This is a genomic window from Iamia sp. SCSIO 61187 (genome assembly GCF_019443745.1).
Lineage (GTDB): Bacteria > Actinomycetota > Acidimicrobiia > Acidimicrobiales > Iamiaceae > Iamia.
This window is the reverse complement of the sequence record NZ_CP050948.1, coordinates 2098886-2112745: the sequence shown is the minus strand read 5'-3', so window position 1 is coordinate 2112745 and position 13860 is coordinate 2098886. Positions and strand designations below refer to the sequence as shown.

The following is a 13860-nucleotide window of genomic DNA, read 5'->3' as shown; positions in this document are numbered from 1 at the left end:
CCCGCCGGCCCCGGCGCCGTCGAGTCCGGCCGTCCCGCCGCCGGGCCCGGTCGATCAGACGGGCCGGCGGAGCTCGTCGAGGGCCGACCCGAGGGTCCGGGCCAGCCCGTCGTAGGAGAACTCCTCCACGGCGCGCACCCGAGCGGCCCGGCCGGCCGCGGCCCGCGCCGCCGGGTCGTCCAGGAAGCCCTCGACGGCGGCGGCCACCGCCCCCACGTCGGTCGGGTCGGCCACGACCCGGCCGGTGATCCCGTCGGCCACCGCCTCGGCCGCTCCCCCGCTGGCCCCGGCGACCTGGGCCACCCCGCAGGCCGCCGCCTCCAGGAACACGATGCCGAAGCCCTCCTGCTCGAGCCCGGCCCACCGGTCCCGGCACAGCATGGCGAACAGGTCGGCGGCGGCCAGCAGGCGGGGCTTGTCGTCCTCGGCGATCCGGCCCACCAGCCGGACCGGTGCCGCGGTGCTGTCGATGCGCCGCTGGAGGCGAGTCGCGTCCCGCCCGGCGCCGGCGATCAGCACCTGCAGCCGGGGGCGCCGGTCCCGGAGCCGGGCGGCGGCGTCGATGAGGACGTCCATCCCCTTGCGCGGCACCAGCCGGCTGATGGAGACGACCAGCTCGGCATCGGGGGCGACGTCGAAGGCGTCGCGCGTCGCGGCCCGCTCCGCCGCCGACGCCGGCCGGAACCGCTCGGTGTCGACGCCGGGCGGCACCACCACCACCGGGAGGCCTCGCCGGGCGGCCCGCTCGCCCTCGTCGGCGGGGTACCCGCCGGCGGCCACGACGATCTCGGCGCCCACCAGGACCTTGGCCAGGGACCGCCGGGCCAGGACGGTGCGGCCCGGGACGGTCACCTCGGCGCCGTGGAGCACGATCCCGTAGGGCCGTCCGAGGCGGGGTCCGAGGTGGCCGAGCGGGAGGGCCGGGTCGAGGAGCACGAGGTCGGCGCCGACCTCGTCGGCGAGGCTCCGGACCCGGTCGGCCAGGCCCGGCGTCGGGAGCAGGACCGAGGCCGACGCCCGCTCGATCCGGAACGCCTGCTCGGCGTCCCAGCGGGCGGCGTCGGGGTGGGGGGTGGTGAGGACGGTGACCTCGTCGGCCGGCAGCCGGCGCCACAGCTCCCACAGGTACTGCTGGATCCCGCCGTCCTTCGGGGGGAAGTCGTTGGTGACGAGCAGGTGCCTCATCGGGTCGCGGTGCGCCGGGGTGGGGCGGGGGCGAGGAGCTCGGCCGCCAGGTCGGGGCGGTCGCCCGCGTCGAGGCCCTCGAGGAGGTCGTCGCGCCCGAGCCGGCGGGCGGCCCAGGCGGCGTGGGCGGCGAGGAGGTCGTCGGGGCCGGTCAGGGTGGCCCGCAGGGCGGCGGCGACGGCCGGGTCCCGGGGGTCGGTCACGTTGCCCAGGGCGACCAGGGCGTTGCGCCGGACCCAGCGGGGGTCCCGGCCGGCGATGTACCACCGCCCGTGGCGATCGAGGATCTCGGCGTCCGACGCCGCCACCAGGTCGAGCAGGTCGACCCAGGGCCGGTCGGAGCGCTCGTCGTGGGCGTGGCGGGGGTCGTGGGCATCGGGGGCGGCCTCGCCCCGGCGGTGGCGGCGCAGCTCCACCCGGTTCGGCGGGCACACGTCCTGGCACTCGTCGCAGCCGTAGATCCGATCGCCCAGGGGCACCCGCAGCGGGCGGGGCAGCGGCCCGGGCGCCTGGACCACCCAGGCCAGGCACCGGCGGGCGTCGACGACCCCGGGGGCGACGATGGCGCCGGTCGGGCACCCGTCGGAGCACCGGGTGCACGACCCGCAGCCGTCGGCCACCGGCTCGGAGGCGGTCGGGGCGAGCGGGGCGTCGGTGACGACGGCGCCGAGCACGAACCAGCTGCCGGCGCCGGGGAGGAGGAGCAGGCTGCTCTTGCCGTACCAGCCCAGCCCGGCCCGGTGGGCGACGGCCCGGTCGACGAGGTGGTTCTGGTCGGCCACCACCAACGCCCTCCACCCGTCGGCCCGCAGGACGTCGGCCACGGCGCCGAGGCCGGCCTCGAGCTCGGCGTAGTGGTCGCCCCAGGCGTAGCGGGCGACGCGCCCGTGGGGCCGCGGCCCCGGGGGCGGTGGGACGGGGCCGGCGCCGTAGGCCCGGGCCCCGGCGACCAGGGCGCGGGCCGAGGGCAGCAGGGCGCGGGGGTCGGTCGACCGGGCCGGGTTCCGGTAGGTGAACGCCATCCCGCCGTGGAGACCGGCGCGGCGGCGGGTCTCGAGGTGCTCACGGGTCTCGGCGAAGGGCTCGGCCGTGGTGATGCCGACGGCGTCCAGCCCGCCGTCGCGGCCTGCGGCGGCCAGGCGCGCCGCCAGGTCGGCGGCCGGCGCCCGCGACGAGGTGGCGACGGAGGAGGCGGGCACGGCCCCATGGTGGGTGGTGCGCACCCTCGTTGTCACGCCCCACTGTCACACCCCCTCCGCATGATGGCCCTCGTCCCCCGCCGACACCGCCCTCGGAGGCACCCGTGGCCACGTCCTCGCCGCTCCGCATCAGCTGCACCGACTGCTCGCTCGAGCACACCGACGCGTGCGACGAATGCGTCGTCACCTTCATCCTCCGGCGCGACCCCGACGATGCCGTCGTGGTCGAGGTCGACGAGCTTCGTGCCATCCGGGCCCTCAACGCCGGCGGCCTCCTCCCCGGCCTCCGCCACACGGGGTAGCGCCGTGGCCCCTCCGCCCGTGCCTCCGACGGCGCCCACCCCCGTCGGGGCGCGGGACACCCGGTCCCGGCTCCGCAGGCCAGACTGGCCCGGTGCCGACCCCTCACATCAACGCCGCCGACGGCGACTTCGCGCCCGTCTGCCTGATGCCGGGCGACCCCCGCCGGGCCCGCCACATCGCCGAGACGTTCCTCACCGACGCCCGGCTCGTCACCGACGTGCGCAGCATCGAGGGCTTCACCGGCACCTTCGAGGGTCGGCCCGTCTCGGTGATGGCCCACGGCATGGGCATCCCCTCCTGCTCGATCTACGCCACCGAGCTCGTGCAGCACTACGGCGTGCGCTCCCTCGTGCGCGTCGGCTCCTGCGGCTCGATCCGCGAGGACCTGCCGCTGCGGAGCGTCGTGGTCGCCCTGGGCGCCTCCACCGACTCGATGGTCAACCGCACCCGCTTCCGGGGCTACGACTTCGCCGCTGTGGCCGACTTCGCCCTGGCCCGGGCCGCGGTCGACGCCGCCGCCGCCCTCGAGGTGCCGGTGCAGGTCGGCAACGTCTTCAGCTCCGACCTCTTCTACGCCCCCGACCCGTCCATCAACGAGGTCGCCGCCGGGCTCGGGATCCTGGCCGTGGAGATGGAGGCGGCCGGCCTGTACGGCGTCGCCGCCGAGACCGGCGCCCGGGCCCTCACCCTCCTCACCGTGTCGGACCACATCGTCACCGGCGAGCACCTCAGCCCCGAGGACCGCCAGCACACCTTCGACGACATGGTCCGCATCGCCCTGGCCACCGCCATCGCCGACGCCTGACCCCCGCCCCGACCGACGGCCGCGCCCACCAGGCCCGGCCCCTCGCCGAGGGCGCAGCGACCGCTCGGTCAGCCCCCCACCTGGTCGGGGGCCATGCGGGCCGAGCGCCGCCGCTTGTCGGCGTACATCGCCTCGTCGGCCCGGTGGAGGACGTCGCGCGGACCGTCATCCGGCCGGGCCACGGCGACGCCGACGCTGGCGGTGACCCCGGCCAGGCGGGCCCGCTCGACCCCGGCCACGAGGCCGCGGACCTGGTCGACCAGGACGTCGGCGGCCAGAGCCGGTGCAACGACCACGAACTCGTCGCCCCCGATCCGTCCCACGACGGCGTCGGGCTGGCCGTGGAGGAGCCCGTGGGCCACCGCCACCAGCAGCCGATCGCCCTCGGCGTGGCCGCCGACGTCGTTGACCCGCTTGAACCCGTCGAGGTCGAGGTAGGCCACCGCGGTCGGGACCTCGGCGTCGAGGCGGTCGCGCACCAGGTCGATGATCGAGGAGCGGTTGCGCACACCGGTGAGCCCGTCGTGGTTGGCCCGACGCTCGAGCGCCGCCTCGGCGGCCTGGCGCGCCGTCACGTCGTCGAGGGTCACCACGACGATGCTGACGTCGGGCTCGCCCAGCGACATCATCCGGCACTCCACCACGTCGTCGCGGTCGGCGAGCCGGACCGTGCACGACTCCCTGCCGCGCACCGAGGTGACCCGGCCGAAGACTGCAGCCATCCGGTCGCGATCCTCCTCGGCGACGAGCGCCAGCACCCCGTCCCGCTTGACCTCCGCCGGCTCCCGGCGGAGGGTCGCGCAGGCGGCACCGTTGACGTACACCGGTCGGGCGCTGGGGTCGAGCACCAGCACGCCGGTCGGCAGCAGCTCGGCCAGCACCTCGGCCGCCAGACGGTTCTCCAGGCCCGGCACGTGCGGCTCGATCTCACCCACCACCTCCCGGGTGCGCACCACCATGCCGGCGACCGCCGGGTCGTCGAGGCGGTTGATGGCGGTGACCTCGTAGCGGCCGTAGGTGCCGTCGCCGCGCTGCATGCGCACGACCATCGACCCCTCCCAGCCCGGCTCGGTCGCGAACGCCTGCGTGCCGAGGTCGAGGATCTGCACGGCGTCGTCGGGGTGCATGTCCTCGAGGGTGTGGAGCCCGAGGCCCAGGCCGCGACCGATCAGCCCCCCGGGCGGGGCCAGGTTGGCCTTCACGTTCCACGCCCTGTCGAGCACCATAAGCGACTCGGTCAGGTGCGGCAGCAGGGCCTCGAGCAGAGGGGCGTCGACGCCGGTCCCGGCGATGCCCGGCGGCCGGGACGCCGGTGCGGGCGGCCCCGGGTGCGCTCGGTCGCCCCCGTGCGCGTCACCCGTGTCTGCACCCACTGCCTCACCCATCGGGACCACCCATCGGCACCCTGGGTGGCGCCGTGAGCATCGGCGACGACGGTAGCCGCGACGGGCCGGCCCACCGGACGCGCCGGCGGGGACCGTGGTGGGGGCGGCCGGGCTCGAACCGACGACCTTCCGGGTGTAAGCCGGACGCTCTCTCCAGCTGAGCTACGCCCCCTCGGAGCACCGCACGCTACGGGACGGCGCCGGCGGTCGCCTCCCCGATCGGGCGCTCAGCGGGCCGACGGGACGCGGGGCGGCTGCTCGCCCTCGCCGGCCCCGCGCACCCGGGCGAGGGCGACGAAGGCGCCGGCCGTCTCGTGCTGGAGCTCGGGCAGGTCGCGGGGTGGGAACCACTCGACCGTGCCGATCTCGGGGCTGCGGGGCGCGGCGTCGCGCCAGTCGACGCCGGGGGCGACGCGCGCCCGGTAGACGATGTCCACCCGCTGGGGCTCGGGGTCGACCACGACGGCGGGCTCGCCGAGGAGGACGATGTCGAGGCCGACCTCCTCGCGCACCTCGCGCACGGCGGCCTCGGCCGGCTCCTCACCGCGCTCGAGCAGGCCCCCGGGCACGCCCCAGCGGCGTCGGTAGACGTGGCGGACCAGCAGCAGGGCTCCGTCGGGCCTCTCGATGAAGCACATCGAGCCGACGGTGAACGACGGGGCGATGGTGCGGACGACCCGCCGACGGGCCCCGGTGGGCAGGGCGCGGAACAGCCTGAGCAGGGTGCGGTGCAGGCCGGGGTGCATCGGGGCAGCCTACGGCTCCCATCCCCCCCAGGGCAGCGGGCCGACGGAGCGGTAGCGGTCGCGCAGCGTCGTGGCCAGGGCGGGGGTCGCGGCGGCCACCAGCGGGCGGCGGACCGGTGCGGTCAGGTCGTGGAGCGGCCGGTCGTCGAAGGCGACGACGGTGGCCCCGGCCTCGCGGCAGATCAGCAGCGCCCCCATGTAGTCCCACGGGGCCAGGCCGTCGCCGCTGCAGTCGAGGAAGGCGTCGAGCCGGCCCGCCGCCACCGCGCACATGTCGAGCGCCGCCGCCCCGAGAGCGCGGCACTGGGCCCAGCCGAGGTGCCGGGCCGGCAGCCCGTTCAGTCCGACGATGGCGCTCCGGAGGTCGGCGCAGCCGCTGGCCTCCGCCGGGTCACCGTCGACGTGGGCGCCCTGGCCCCGGATGGCCACGGCCCGGGAACCGTGCACGAGGTCGTCCACCACGGCGACCCGGGGGCCCTCCTCGTCGACGATGCACAGCGACGTGGCCCACCACGAGATGCCCCGGGAGGCGTTGGTGCTGCCGTCGAGGGGGTCGATCACGACGGTCAGGCCCTGGTGCCGGTCGGTCCAGCCGCTCTCCTCGCTGTAGACGGCCAGCCCGGCCTCCTGCAGCACGTCGAGGGCGGCGGCGTCGGCCGCCAGGTCGCTGTGGTGCTGGCCCGGCACGGTGTCGGCGACACCCCAGTCGTCGGTCGAGGACAGGGCCTCGGCGATCGCCGCCGACGCCGCGACCAGCACCTCGAGCAGCTCGTCGTCGGTCACGGCGTGCGACCGTAGCCGGGGCCGGGGGAACGGCTTCCGGGCCTCGCCGGTGGCATGGCAGGCTGGGCCCTCCCCGAGGAAGGACCCGAGTGGCCGTCATCGATGTCGCCGGCTTCGTGGCCGAGCAGAAGGAGCACGCCATCGCGCACGGCTTCCACGTGCACGACGAGCGGCACTTCGTGGAGACCTACTCGCTGCGCCAGGCGTGGGAGGTCGACCTCCACCCCGAGGAGGCCTGCGGCGGGCCGCTCGACATCCACCTCGCCCTCGAGGTCGACCCGCGGGTCCTGCTCTCGTTCGAGGACCTGGTGATGGAGCTCGACGAGGGCGCCGACCCACCGGACCTCCACCACTTCCCGCTGCACTTCTCGTGGTCGCTCCCCCCTCTGGCCAGCGGGCCCGACCTGCTCGTGCTGGCCACCGACCTGGCCGGCGTCGGCGGCACCGACCTGCCGTTGGAGGTGTCGGCCATCGACTCCTTCGCGTCGGTGACCGACGCCCCCGACCGCAGCGTGGGCATCGTGGGTCGGGTCGAGGTGTCGCTGTCGGAGGTCTTCGTCGGCGAGCGCGAGCTGCTGTGCAACGAGCTCGACCGGGCCATGGAGGTCAGCCGCTGGCTCCTCGAGCGCTGCGAGGGCTGGCTCCCCACCGAGGACTAGCGGGTCCGTCGGCCCGCCCGCCTGCGCAGGACGAGGTGGAGCCCCACCAGCGCCAGCGGCACCCACAGCGCCGTCCCGACCATCCACGGCACGTTCACGCCGGCCCAGCCGTGGGTGAGGGCGTCCCACAGCCCGTTGGCCGATCCCGCCGCCAGCCCGACCGCCAGCACCATCTGCAGGTTCGGCCACCGCAGGAACGCCGGATCGTCGAGGTCGCGGAGCGGGCCCATCGGTGGCTGCCTACCCCACCCCCGGGTCGGCACGCCCGCGGACGGTTCGGTGGGGCCGGTGGGGATCGAACCCACGACCGAGGGATTATGAGTCCCCTGCTCTGACCAACTGAGCTACAGCCCCGGGTCGACCCGTCTCGCGATGGTCCGATGGTCGACCGGCGCACGGTACCCGCTCGCGGAACGGTCCTGGTCGGGGTGGAGACACGGGCGACGGACAGAGGCCCGCAGCTGCCGGGGTCAGACCGCGCACGGGCACGCACCGCGAGATGGGTGCGTGCCCGTGACGTCACGCCCTCGGGTGGGGGATCAGCCGAGTGCGAACACCGACCCGGTGGCGGTCAGGTTCCCGCGGATCCGCATGACGAGGCCCGTCACGTCGGAACCCACACCGAAGGTGACCCAACCCCGCACGCTCGCGCCGGGCGCCACCTGGCCGTCGAGCTGCGGACGATCGAACCCGGCGAACGCCGCATCCCACACCCTGTTCTCGCTGTCCTTCACCTCGACGTTCAGGAGCGAGGAGAACGGCTCGGCCTCGCTCGTGTTGTTGGTGATCGTGATCTCGACCGCGACGAACCGCTGACCGTCGGGTGGCACCTCGAACTGGTTGGTCGAGATGTACGGGTCTTCCACCGTGTGGACCGTGATGTCGAAGTCACCGGACGTCGCCGTCTCGCCGACCCGGTAGAGGTCCTGCCCTTCGTACTGCTCCCGCTCGGGCTCCGTCACCGGCGGCGCCGTCGTCGGTGCCTCGGTCGTGGGGGCTGCGGTCGTGGCCGGCTCGGTCGTGGCCGGCTCGGTGGCCGGTTCCTCGGTCTCTGCTGCCGCCTCGTCTGGCGATGTGGTCGTCGCCGGCTCGGTCGTGGTCGGCTGATCGGCGCGGACGGTGGCCACCTCGTCCTCGGGCGTCCCCGCCAGCGCCCCACCGACGACCGCGACGAACGCCAGCGCCAGGCAGGCGAACACCGGGATGAGGACCTTCGGGAACCCGCGCTTCTCCTGACCACCGACGGGCACGGACGGGCCGATCCACTGCTGCCCGTTCCACTCCCGCTGGTGCCCCGCCTGCATCGGGTCCGGGTACCACCCGGGCGGCATCTGTCGTTCGTAGGTCAGCATCTCTGAACCCCTCCCTCTGAGGACTGGCCCGCTCACGCATCGTGACGGCCCGGACCGGCGGGGGGCAGGGGCCATCGGACGTGCGGCGCCGGGACCTTCGACCTCGCGAGGGATGGCCGAGGCGGCAGGCAGCGGGCAGAGCGGTGGTGCTCGTTCCGCTGCTGCCGCCGCCAGCGTGGCTCCGGGGGTGGGGCTCGAACCCACGACAAGCTGATTAACAGTCAGCTGCTCTGCCAGCTGAGCTACCCCGGAAGGAATCGCCAACGTAGCAGGGGCCCCCGCCGCCGCCCCACCTCCTTCGGCGCGCGATGCTCGCGGGGTGAAGGTCCTGCTCGCCCTCGTCGCCGGTGCGCTCGCGGGCGCCGCCGCCATCCGCCTCGTGCGCCCCGGAGGGCCGGCCCTCAGCGCCGGCTCCCCCGCCCCGGCCGACCCCGGGCCCGACCGCGTCGCCGTCGACGTCAGCGCCTTCACCGACTGAGCCCACCCGGTTCTGTCGCGGCCAGGCGTCACCCATGACCGCGTGCCGCGACAGAACCGATCTGGCCCGACCTCCCGTCGGTTCTGTCGCGGCCAGGCGTCACCCGTGACCGCTCATCGCGACAGAACCGAGCGGCGCCATCGCCGCCCGACCCGGCCGGCCTGGGCTCAGTCGGCCTCGAGGTAGTCCCGCAGCTTCTGGCTGCGGTGCGGGTGGCGGAGCTTGGCGAGCGTCTTGGACTCGATCTGGCGGATCCGCTCGCGGGTCACACCGAACTCCTTGCCCACCTCCTCGAGCGTCCGGGACTGCCCGTCCTCGAGACCGAAGCGGAGCCGCACCACCTGCTGCTCGCGCTCGTTGAGCTCGCTCATGGCCTCGACCACGGCATCGACGAGCATCGTGCGGGCGGCGGCGTCGGCCGGGGCCTCGGCCTGGAGGTCCTCGATGAAGTCCGACAGGTTCGAGTCGTCGGCCTCGCCCACGGGCGAGTCGAGCGACAGCGGGTCCTGGGCGATGCGGAGGATCTCGCGCACCCGCGACGGCGACATGTCGACCTTGGCCGCCAGCTCTTCGACGGTGGGGTCGCGCTCGAGCTCCTGGAGCATCTGGCGCTGGATGCGGTGCACCTTGTTGATCGACTCGACCATGTGCACCGGGATGCGGATGGTGCGGGACTGGTCCGCGATGGCCCGGGTGATGGCCTGGCGGATCCACCAGGTGGCGTAGGTCGAGAACTTGAAGCCCTTGGTCCAGTCGAACTTCTCGACCGCCCGCATCAGCCCGAGGTTGCCCTCCTGGATGAGGTCGAGGAGCTGCATGCCCCGGCCCACGTACCGCTTGGCCACCGAGACGACGAGGCGCAGGTTGGCCTGGATCAGCTGGGACTTGGCCTCCTCGCCGTCGCGGCACTGGCGCTCGAGACGGCGGCGCTCGGCGAACCCGAGGGCGTCGAGGCCGTCGGCCGCGGCCAGGTCGGCGAGCCGGAGGGCGGCCTCGGCGCCGCGCTCGATGCGCTGGGCCAGGTCGACCTCCTGGGGCCCGGTGAGCAGCGGCACCCGGCCGATCTCGCGCAGGTAGATGCGCACCGAGTCGGCCGACCCGCTCCCCCGGTCGGTGGTCGGCGCCCGCACCGCCGGGCGCTTCCCGGTTCCGGGGTGCACGTTCGGCCGGGGCCGGGCATCGATGACCCGGGCGTCGAGGGCGGGTCGGGAGGCGACCGCCTCGGGGGCCATCAGGTCGGGGGCGGCTGCGATCGGTGCCGGGGCGGCCTCGTCCGGTGCCTCTGGCTCCACATCGGGAGCGACATCAGGGGGCACGGCCCCCGTGGCTCCGGTCATGACCTCTCCTCGGCCCTCTCGGCGAGCCACGCTAGCAACTGGTCCTCGACATCTCTCCCGGTTCGCGCATCGGGGGCGACGGCCTGGAGGCGGGTCAGCAGCCAGGCCAGGATCGGGTTGAGCTCGGCCGCGGTCTGGTCGGACGCACCCCGCAGCTGCCGGCGCAGCAGGGCGACCTCCCGCTGGCCCTGGGCGCGGAGCAGGATCCGGCGCACGTCGGAGGGGTCGCCCGGATCGTCCTCGGCGGCGAGGCGCGCCAGCAGCTCGGCGGTGTCGGGGTCGGCGTCGTCGATGGCCCGGTGCAGGTCGCCCTCGGCGTCGCGCAGGGCCCGGAAGGCCACGGCGTGGCGATCGTCGGCGAAGAGGACCTCGTGCAGGAGCGGCAGCATCTCGGACCGGTGGTCGGCGTCCACAGCGAGCCGCAGCGCCGACACCTCCGGGTCCTCCGAGTGCGCCGCCCGGCGCGGGGCCTCGGCCACCCGGACGCTCGGCCGTCCCCCGGGGCGGAGCGAGGCCCGCAGCCGCTCGACGTCGATGCGGCAGCGGTCGGCCACCTCCATCACGTACTGGTCGCGGACGAAGTCGCTGGGGTGCTCGCCGATCACGTCGAGGGCGGCCTCGGCCGTCCGGGCCCGCCCCTCGGGGGTGTCGAGCCGACCGCCGGCGAGGGCCCGCTCGACGCGGAACCCGAGGAACGGGGTGGGGTTCTCGACGGCGGCGCGGAGGCGGTCCGGGTCGGAGCGTGCGAGATCGCCGGGATCCAGGCCCGGGGGCAGGTCAGCCACCACCACCTCCAGCTCGTGGGCCTGCTCCCAAGCGTACACCCGTTCGGCGGCGGCCGCCCCGGCGGCGTCGGGGTCGAAGGCCAGCACCAGCCGCCGGGCGAAGCGGCGCAGCTGGCGGACGTGGTCCTCGGTGAGCGACGTGCCGCAGGTGGCGACCGCCCGCGGGACGCCGACGTCGGCGAAGCCGATGACGTCGGTGTAGCCCTCGCAGACGATGACCTCCTCGGCCTTCACCACGTCGCTCTTGGCCCAGTTGAGCCCGTAGAGGACCTTGCTCTTGTCGTAGAGCGGGGTCTGCCCGGTGTTGCGGTACTTGGGCCCCTCCTGTCCCGGCATGATCCGGCCGCCGAAGCCGATGGCGCGGTCCTGGGCGTCGAAGATGGGGAACAGGACCCGGCCCCGGAAGAAGTCCTGCTGGCGGCGGGCCCGGTTGATGAACCCGAGGCCGGTGTCGACGAGGACCTTGTCGGGCAGGTCGAGGTGGCGGCACAGCTGGTCCCAGTCGTCGGGCGCCCACCCCAGCCGGTAGCGCCGGACGGTGTCGCCGTCGAAGCCGCGGTGGCGCAGGTAGGCCCGGGCCGGGCCGGCGTCCCGCCCGGTCAGCAGGCGGTCGTGGTACCAGTCGACCGCCCGCTCGACGGCCTCGGTCAGGCGGGTCTTGCGCTGGCGCTGCTCGCCCTGGCCCTTCTCGGTGTAGCGGACCTGCACGCCGCTCTGGGCCGCCAGCCACTCGATGGCCTCGGCGAAGTCGAGGTGCTGGAGCTCGCGCACCAGCGTGATCGTGTCCCCCTTGGCCTGGCAGCCGAAGCAGTAGTACAGCCCGTCCTCGGCGTTGACGGAGAAGCTGGGGGTCTTCTCGCCGTGGAAGGGGCACAGGCCGCTGTAGCGGCGCCCGACCTTCTTGAGCTGCATGAAGTTCTGGGCGACGTGGACGATGTCCGCCTTGGCCCGCACCTCGGCCACCGTCTCGTCGGTGATGCCCATGTCAGGCCCCGACCGCCGACGTCACGCTCATGGCTCGGAAGGTACCAGCGCCCCACGACACCCCGGCGGGACGCCGGACGGGGGGAGGCCCGGCTTCCGCCGGCCGGACCTCCCGCCCCTCCACGCCCGCGTGACCCTCAGGGGGACGGGTACTCGGGCGGGACCTCACCCTCGGGCGGGGCGTCGAGGATCGTCTCGGTGCCCTCCTCGTCGAAGAGCGTCAGGTCCTCGGTCCACTCCCCCGGCAGGTAGCGCTGGCCGCCGTTGACGTAGCGCCACATCCCCGTCCCCTCGCGGCCGATCTCGTCCTCGCCGGTCGCCTCCGGGTCCCACCAGATCTCGGTGACGTCGTCGACGCCGTTGTAGTCCGGGTAGGGCCAGAAGCCGTGGTCGCCGAACGAGAGCGACGGCTCGGACTCGTACGACGGCGTCGGCGGCCGGGCGAAGAGGCCGGCCTGCAGCGTCTCGGGCGTCAGCTCGGGACCGGCGGCGGACACGGCGGAGAAGAACAGCGACGGGTTGGGCACGATGACGGCGCTGGTGTCGGCGGCGGGCGGCAGCTCGCCGTGGAACCACTCGTAGAGCACGAACGGCGACCGTTGGGCCTGGTCCGGCTTGACCGTCAGCGGGCTGGGCCCGAAGGCGTGGGCCCACTGCTCCTGGTCGTAGGTGCGGGAGAAGGCCACCGTGTCGACCAGGACCTGGGGGCCGAGGACCCACTCGGGGTGGAAGTCCTGGGCGGTGGCCTCGGTGGTGAACGGTCCCGGGGCGACGGGGTCGCCGGAGAAGACGACGGTGGTCACCCCCGCCTGCTTGAGCCGGGTGATGACGCTGGTGGCCTGCTCCTGCAGGCGGGCCGGGTCGAGCGTGTAGGAGACGCTCTCGGTCAGCTCGATGCCCTCCTCGCCGAGCAGGTCCTCGAACCGCTCGGCCTGGGCGGCCGAGGTGTCGTTGGACTCGATCCACAGGTAGCCGAACGACCGCTCCTGGTCGGTGAGGGCCTCGTCCCCGGCGAACTCGGCCGGCTTCCCGGCCAGCTTCTTGGTCATGTACTCGACCAGGTGGATGAGGACCTGGTCGGAGTTCGGACCCGTCGAGTACAGGTAGGGCGAGCGCTCGTCGAAGAACTCGGGGTCACCCCCGGTGCACCCGATGCAGACGACCTCCCGGGCCGCCAGCTCGTCGGCGAAGGCGCTGGTGAGCGTGGGCCCGCCGAGCACGGCGAAGGCGCCCATGTCCTCGGCCGCGGTCACCGCGTCGGCCCGGGCCGCGACCTCGTCGTTGGCCGAGCCGGTGCCCACGAGGATCTCGAGGTCCACCTGGCGCCCGTAGGTCTGGTACGTCGCGTTGAAGATGTCGATGTAGCCCTGGACGGTCTCGCTGACCTGCTCGACGGTGTCGTCGTTGGCGATGGCCTGGGTGACGTACTCGATCACCGGGTCGCTCTCGGGGGACACGTAGGCGACGACCTTGATGGAGTCGGCGGTGACGCCGGGCGAGGTCTCGCCGCCGTTGTCGCCCTCGACGTCGGCGTAGCACTCCGACGCGAGGAGGTACGGGATGGCGACCCGCCCCGTCTCCTGGTCGCAGGTCTCGGGCCACGTCAGCTCGTCGGTGGTGCCCTCCTCCTCGGCCTGGCTCCACGACACGGCGCCGGTGGGCGCCTCGGCCTCGCTGGCGGGCGTGTCGTCGCCCGCCGCCTCCTCGTCGTCGTCGGAGCCGCCGCCCACCACGAGCACGGCGAGGACGATCACCGCCACCACGGCGAGGGCGGCCAGGGGCCCCCATCGCCGGAGCAGCTTGCTCCGGTCGGCCTCGGGTCCGTCACTGCTGGGCAACATCGGTGGTCCTCCTGGATC

14 protein-coding genes and 3 tRNA genes are annotated in these 13860 nt (G+C 74.6%); 4 read left to right on the top strand and 13 right to left on the bottom strand.

What is annotated here, in order from left to right; translation table 11 throughout:
* Positions 1-54 precede the first annotated feature (54 nt).
* Complete coding sequence (locus HC251_RS10170; protein ID WP_219945175.1) at positions 55-1185, bottom strand: glycosyltransferase family 4 protein; 1131 nt, start codon at positions 1183-1185, stop codon at positions 55-57.
* A complete protein-coding gene (gene queG, locus HC251_RS10165) occupies positions 1182-2384 on the bottom strand; it encodes a tRNA epoxyqueuosine(34) reductase QueG (protein WP_219945174.1) in 1203 nt (400 codons plus the stop codon). The genes HC251_RS10170 and queG overlap by 4 nt, the downstream gene beginning before the upstream one ends.
* A 104-nt stretch (positions 2385-2488) precedes the next feature.
* On the opposite strand from queG, the gene HC251_RS10160 reads away from it, so the two are divergent.
* Both HC251_RS10160 and deoD read left to right on the top strand, forming a co-directional pair.
* Entirely contained in the window at positions 2489-2686 is a 198-nt protein-coding gene (locus HC251_RS10160; RefSeq protein WP_219945173.1) for a hypothetical protein, read from the top strand.
* Between the two features lie 92 nt (positions 2687-2778).
* Positions 2779-3492 carry a purine-nucleoside phosphorylase gene (deoD, locus tag HC251_RS10155; protein WP_219945172.1) on the top strand — a complete coding sequence of 238 codons (714 nt, stop codon included), beginning with the start codon at positions 2779-2781 and terminating at the stop codon, positions 3490-3492.
* A 68-nt stretch (positions 3493-3560) separates the two neighbouring features.
* On the opposite strand, the gene HC251_RS25975 is transcribed toward deoD, so the two are convergent.
* The 4 genes from HC251_RS25975 to HC251_RS10135 form a co-directional block, all read right to left on the bottom strand.
* Positions 3561-4865 carry a diguanylate cyclase gene (locus tag HC251_RS25975; RefSeq protein ID WP_304608309.1) on the bottom strand — a complete coding sequence of 435 codons (1305 nt, stop codon included), beginning with the start codon at positions 4863-4865 and terminating at the stop codon, positions 3561-3563.
* A gap of 107 nt (positions 4866-4972) precedes the next feature.
* Positions 4973-5049, bottom strand: a tRNA-Val gene (locus tag HC251_RS10145).
* Positions 5050-5104: 55 nt separating this feature from the next.
* Positions 5105-5623 carry an NUDIX hydrolase gene (locus tag HC251_RS10140; RefSeq protein ID WP_219945171.1) on the bottom strand — a complete coding sequence of 173 codons (519 nt, stop codon included), beginning with the start codon at positions 5621-5623 and terminating at the stop codon, positions 5105-5107.
* 9 nt (positions 5624-5632) lie between these two features.
* Positions 5633-6406 carry an inositol monophosphatase gene (locus HC251_RS10135; protein ID WP_219945170.1) on the bottom strand — a complete coding sequence of 258 codons (774 nt, stop codon included), beginning with the start codon at positions 6404-6406 and terminating at the stop codon, positions 5633-5635.
* 89 nt (positions 6407-6495) lie between these two features.
* Between HC251_RS10135 and HC251_RS10130 the strand changes: the two genes are divergently transcribed.
* The gene (locus tag HC251_RS10130) at positions 6496-7065 is read left to right on the top strand and encodes a hypothetical protein (RefSeq protein ID WP_219945169.1); all 570 of its coding nucleotides are present in this window, start codon (positions 6496-6498) and stop codon (positions 7063-7065) included.
* Here the strand turns inward: HC251_RS10130 and HC251_RS10125 are convergent.
* From HC251_RS10125 to HC251_RS10110, 4 genes are all read right to left on the bottom strand, one after another.
* Complete coding sequence (locus tag HC251_RS10125) at positions 7062-7295, bottom strand: hypothetical protein (protein WP_219945168.1); 234 nt, start codon at positions 7293-7295, stop codon at positions 7062-7064. The two genes, HC251_RS10130 and HC251_RS10125, sit on opposite strands and share 4 nt — an antisense overlap.
* 50 nt (positions 7296-7345) lie before the next feature.
* A tRNA-Ile gene (locus HC251_RS10120) sits at positions 7346-7419 on the bottom strand.
* Positions 7420-7604: 185 nt separating this feature from the next.
* A complete protein-coding gene (locus HC251_RS10115) occupies positions 7605-8453 on the bottom strand; it encodes a DUF4352 domain-containing protein (RefSeq protein WP_219945167.1) in 849 nt (282 codons plus the stop codon).
* Between the two features lie 140 nt (positions 8454-8593).
* Positions 8594-8669 (bottom strand) — tRNA-Asn (locus HC251_RS10110).
* A 67-nt stretch (positions 8670-8736) separates the two neighbouring features.
* Between HC251_RS10110 and HC251_RS10105 the strand changes: the two genes are divergently transcribed.
* Positions 8737-8895, top strand: coding sequence for a hypothetical protein (locus HC251_RS10105; RefSeq protein ID WP_219945166.1), 159 nt, complete (start codon positions 8737-8739; stop codon positions 8893-8895).
* Positions 8896-9062: 167 nt separating this feature from the next.
* Here HC251_RS10105 and rpoD read toward each other — a convergent pair whose 3' ends face one another.
* The 3 genes from rpoD to HC251_RS10090 all read right to left on the bottom strand — a co-directional run bounded on the left by rpoD (position 9063) and on the right by HC251_RS10090 (position 13842).
* Positions 9063-10232 carry an RNA polymerase sigma factor RpoD gene (rpoD, locus tag HC251_RS10100; RefSeq protein WP_255566669.1) on the bottom strand — a complete coding sequence of 390 codons (1170 nt, stop codon included), beginning with the start codon at positions 10230-10232 and terminating at the stop codon, positions 9063-9065.
* Positions 10229-12001, bottom strand: coding sequence for a DNA primase (gene dnaG / locus HC251_RS10095; protein WP_219945165.1), 1773 nt, complete (start codon positions 11999-12001; stop codon positions 10229-10231). The genes rpoD and dnaG overlap by 4 nt, the downstream gene beginning before the upstream one ends.
* Positions 12002-12138: 137 nt before the next feature.
* Positions 12139-13842, bottom strand: coding sequence for an ABC transporter substrate-binding protein (locus HC251_RS10090; RefSeq protein WP_219945164.1), 1704 nt, complete (start codon positions 13840-13842; stop codon positions 12139-12141).
* Positions 13843-13860: the final 18 nt, after the last annotated feature.

Bases quoted from the DNA above. Each gene is read 5' to 3' on its own strand.
- HC251_RS10170 (WP_219945175.1), bottom strand. From the start codon at position 1,185: ATGAGGCACCTGCTCGTCACCAACGACTTCCCCCCGAAGGACGGCGGG.
- HC251_RS10140 (WP_219945171.1), bottom strand. From the start codon at position 5,623: ATGCACCCCGGCCTGCACCGCACCCTGCTCAGGCTGTTCCGCGCCCTG.
- HC251_RS10125 (WP_219945168.1), bottom strand. From the start codon at position 7,295: ATGGGCCCGCTCCGCGACCTCGACGATCCGGCGTTCCTGCGGTGGCCG.
- rpoD (WP_255566669.1), bottom strand. From the start codon at position 10,232: ATGACCGGAGCCACGGGGGCCGTGCCCCCTGATGTCGCTCCCGATGTG.
- dnaG (WP_219945165.1), bottom strand. From the start codon at position 12,001: ATGGGCATCACCGACGAGACGGTGGCCGAGGTGCGGGCCAAGGCGGAC.
- HC251_RS10090 (WP_219945164.1), bottom strand. From the start codon at position 13,842: ATGTTGCCCAGCAGTGACGGACCCGAGGCCGACCGGAGCAAGCTGCTC.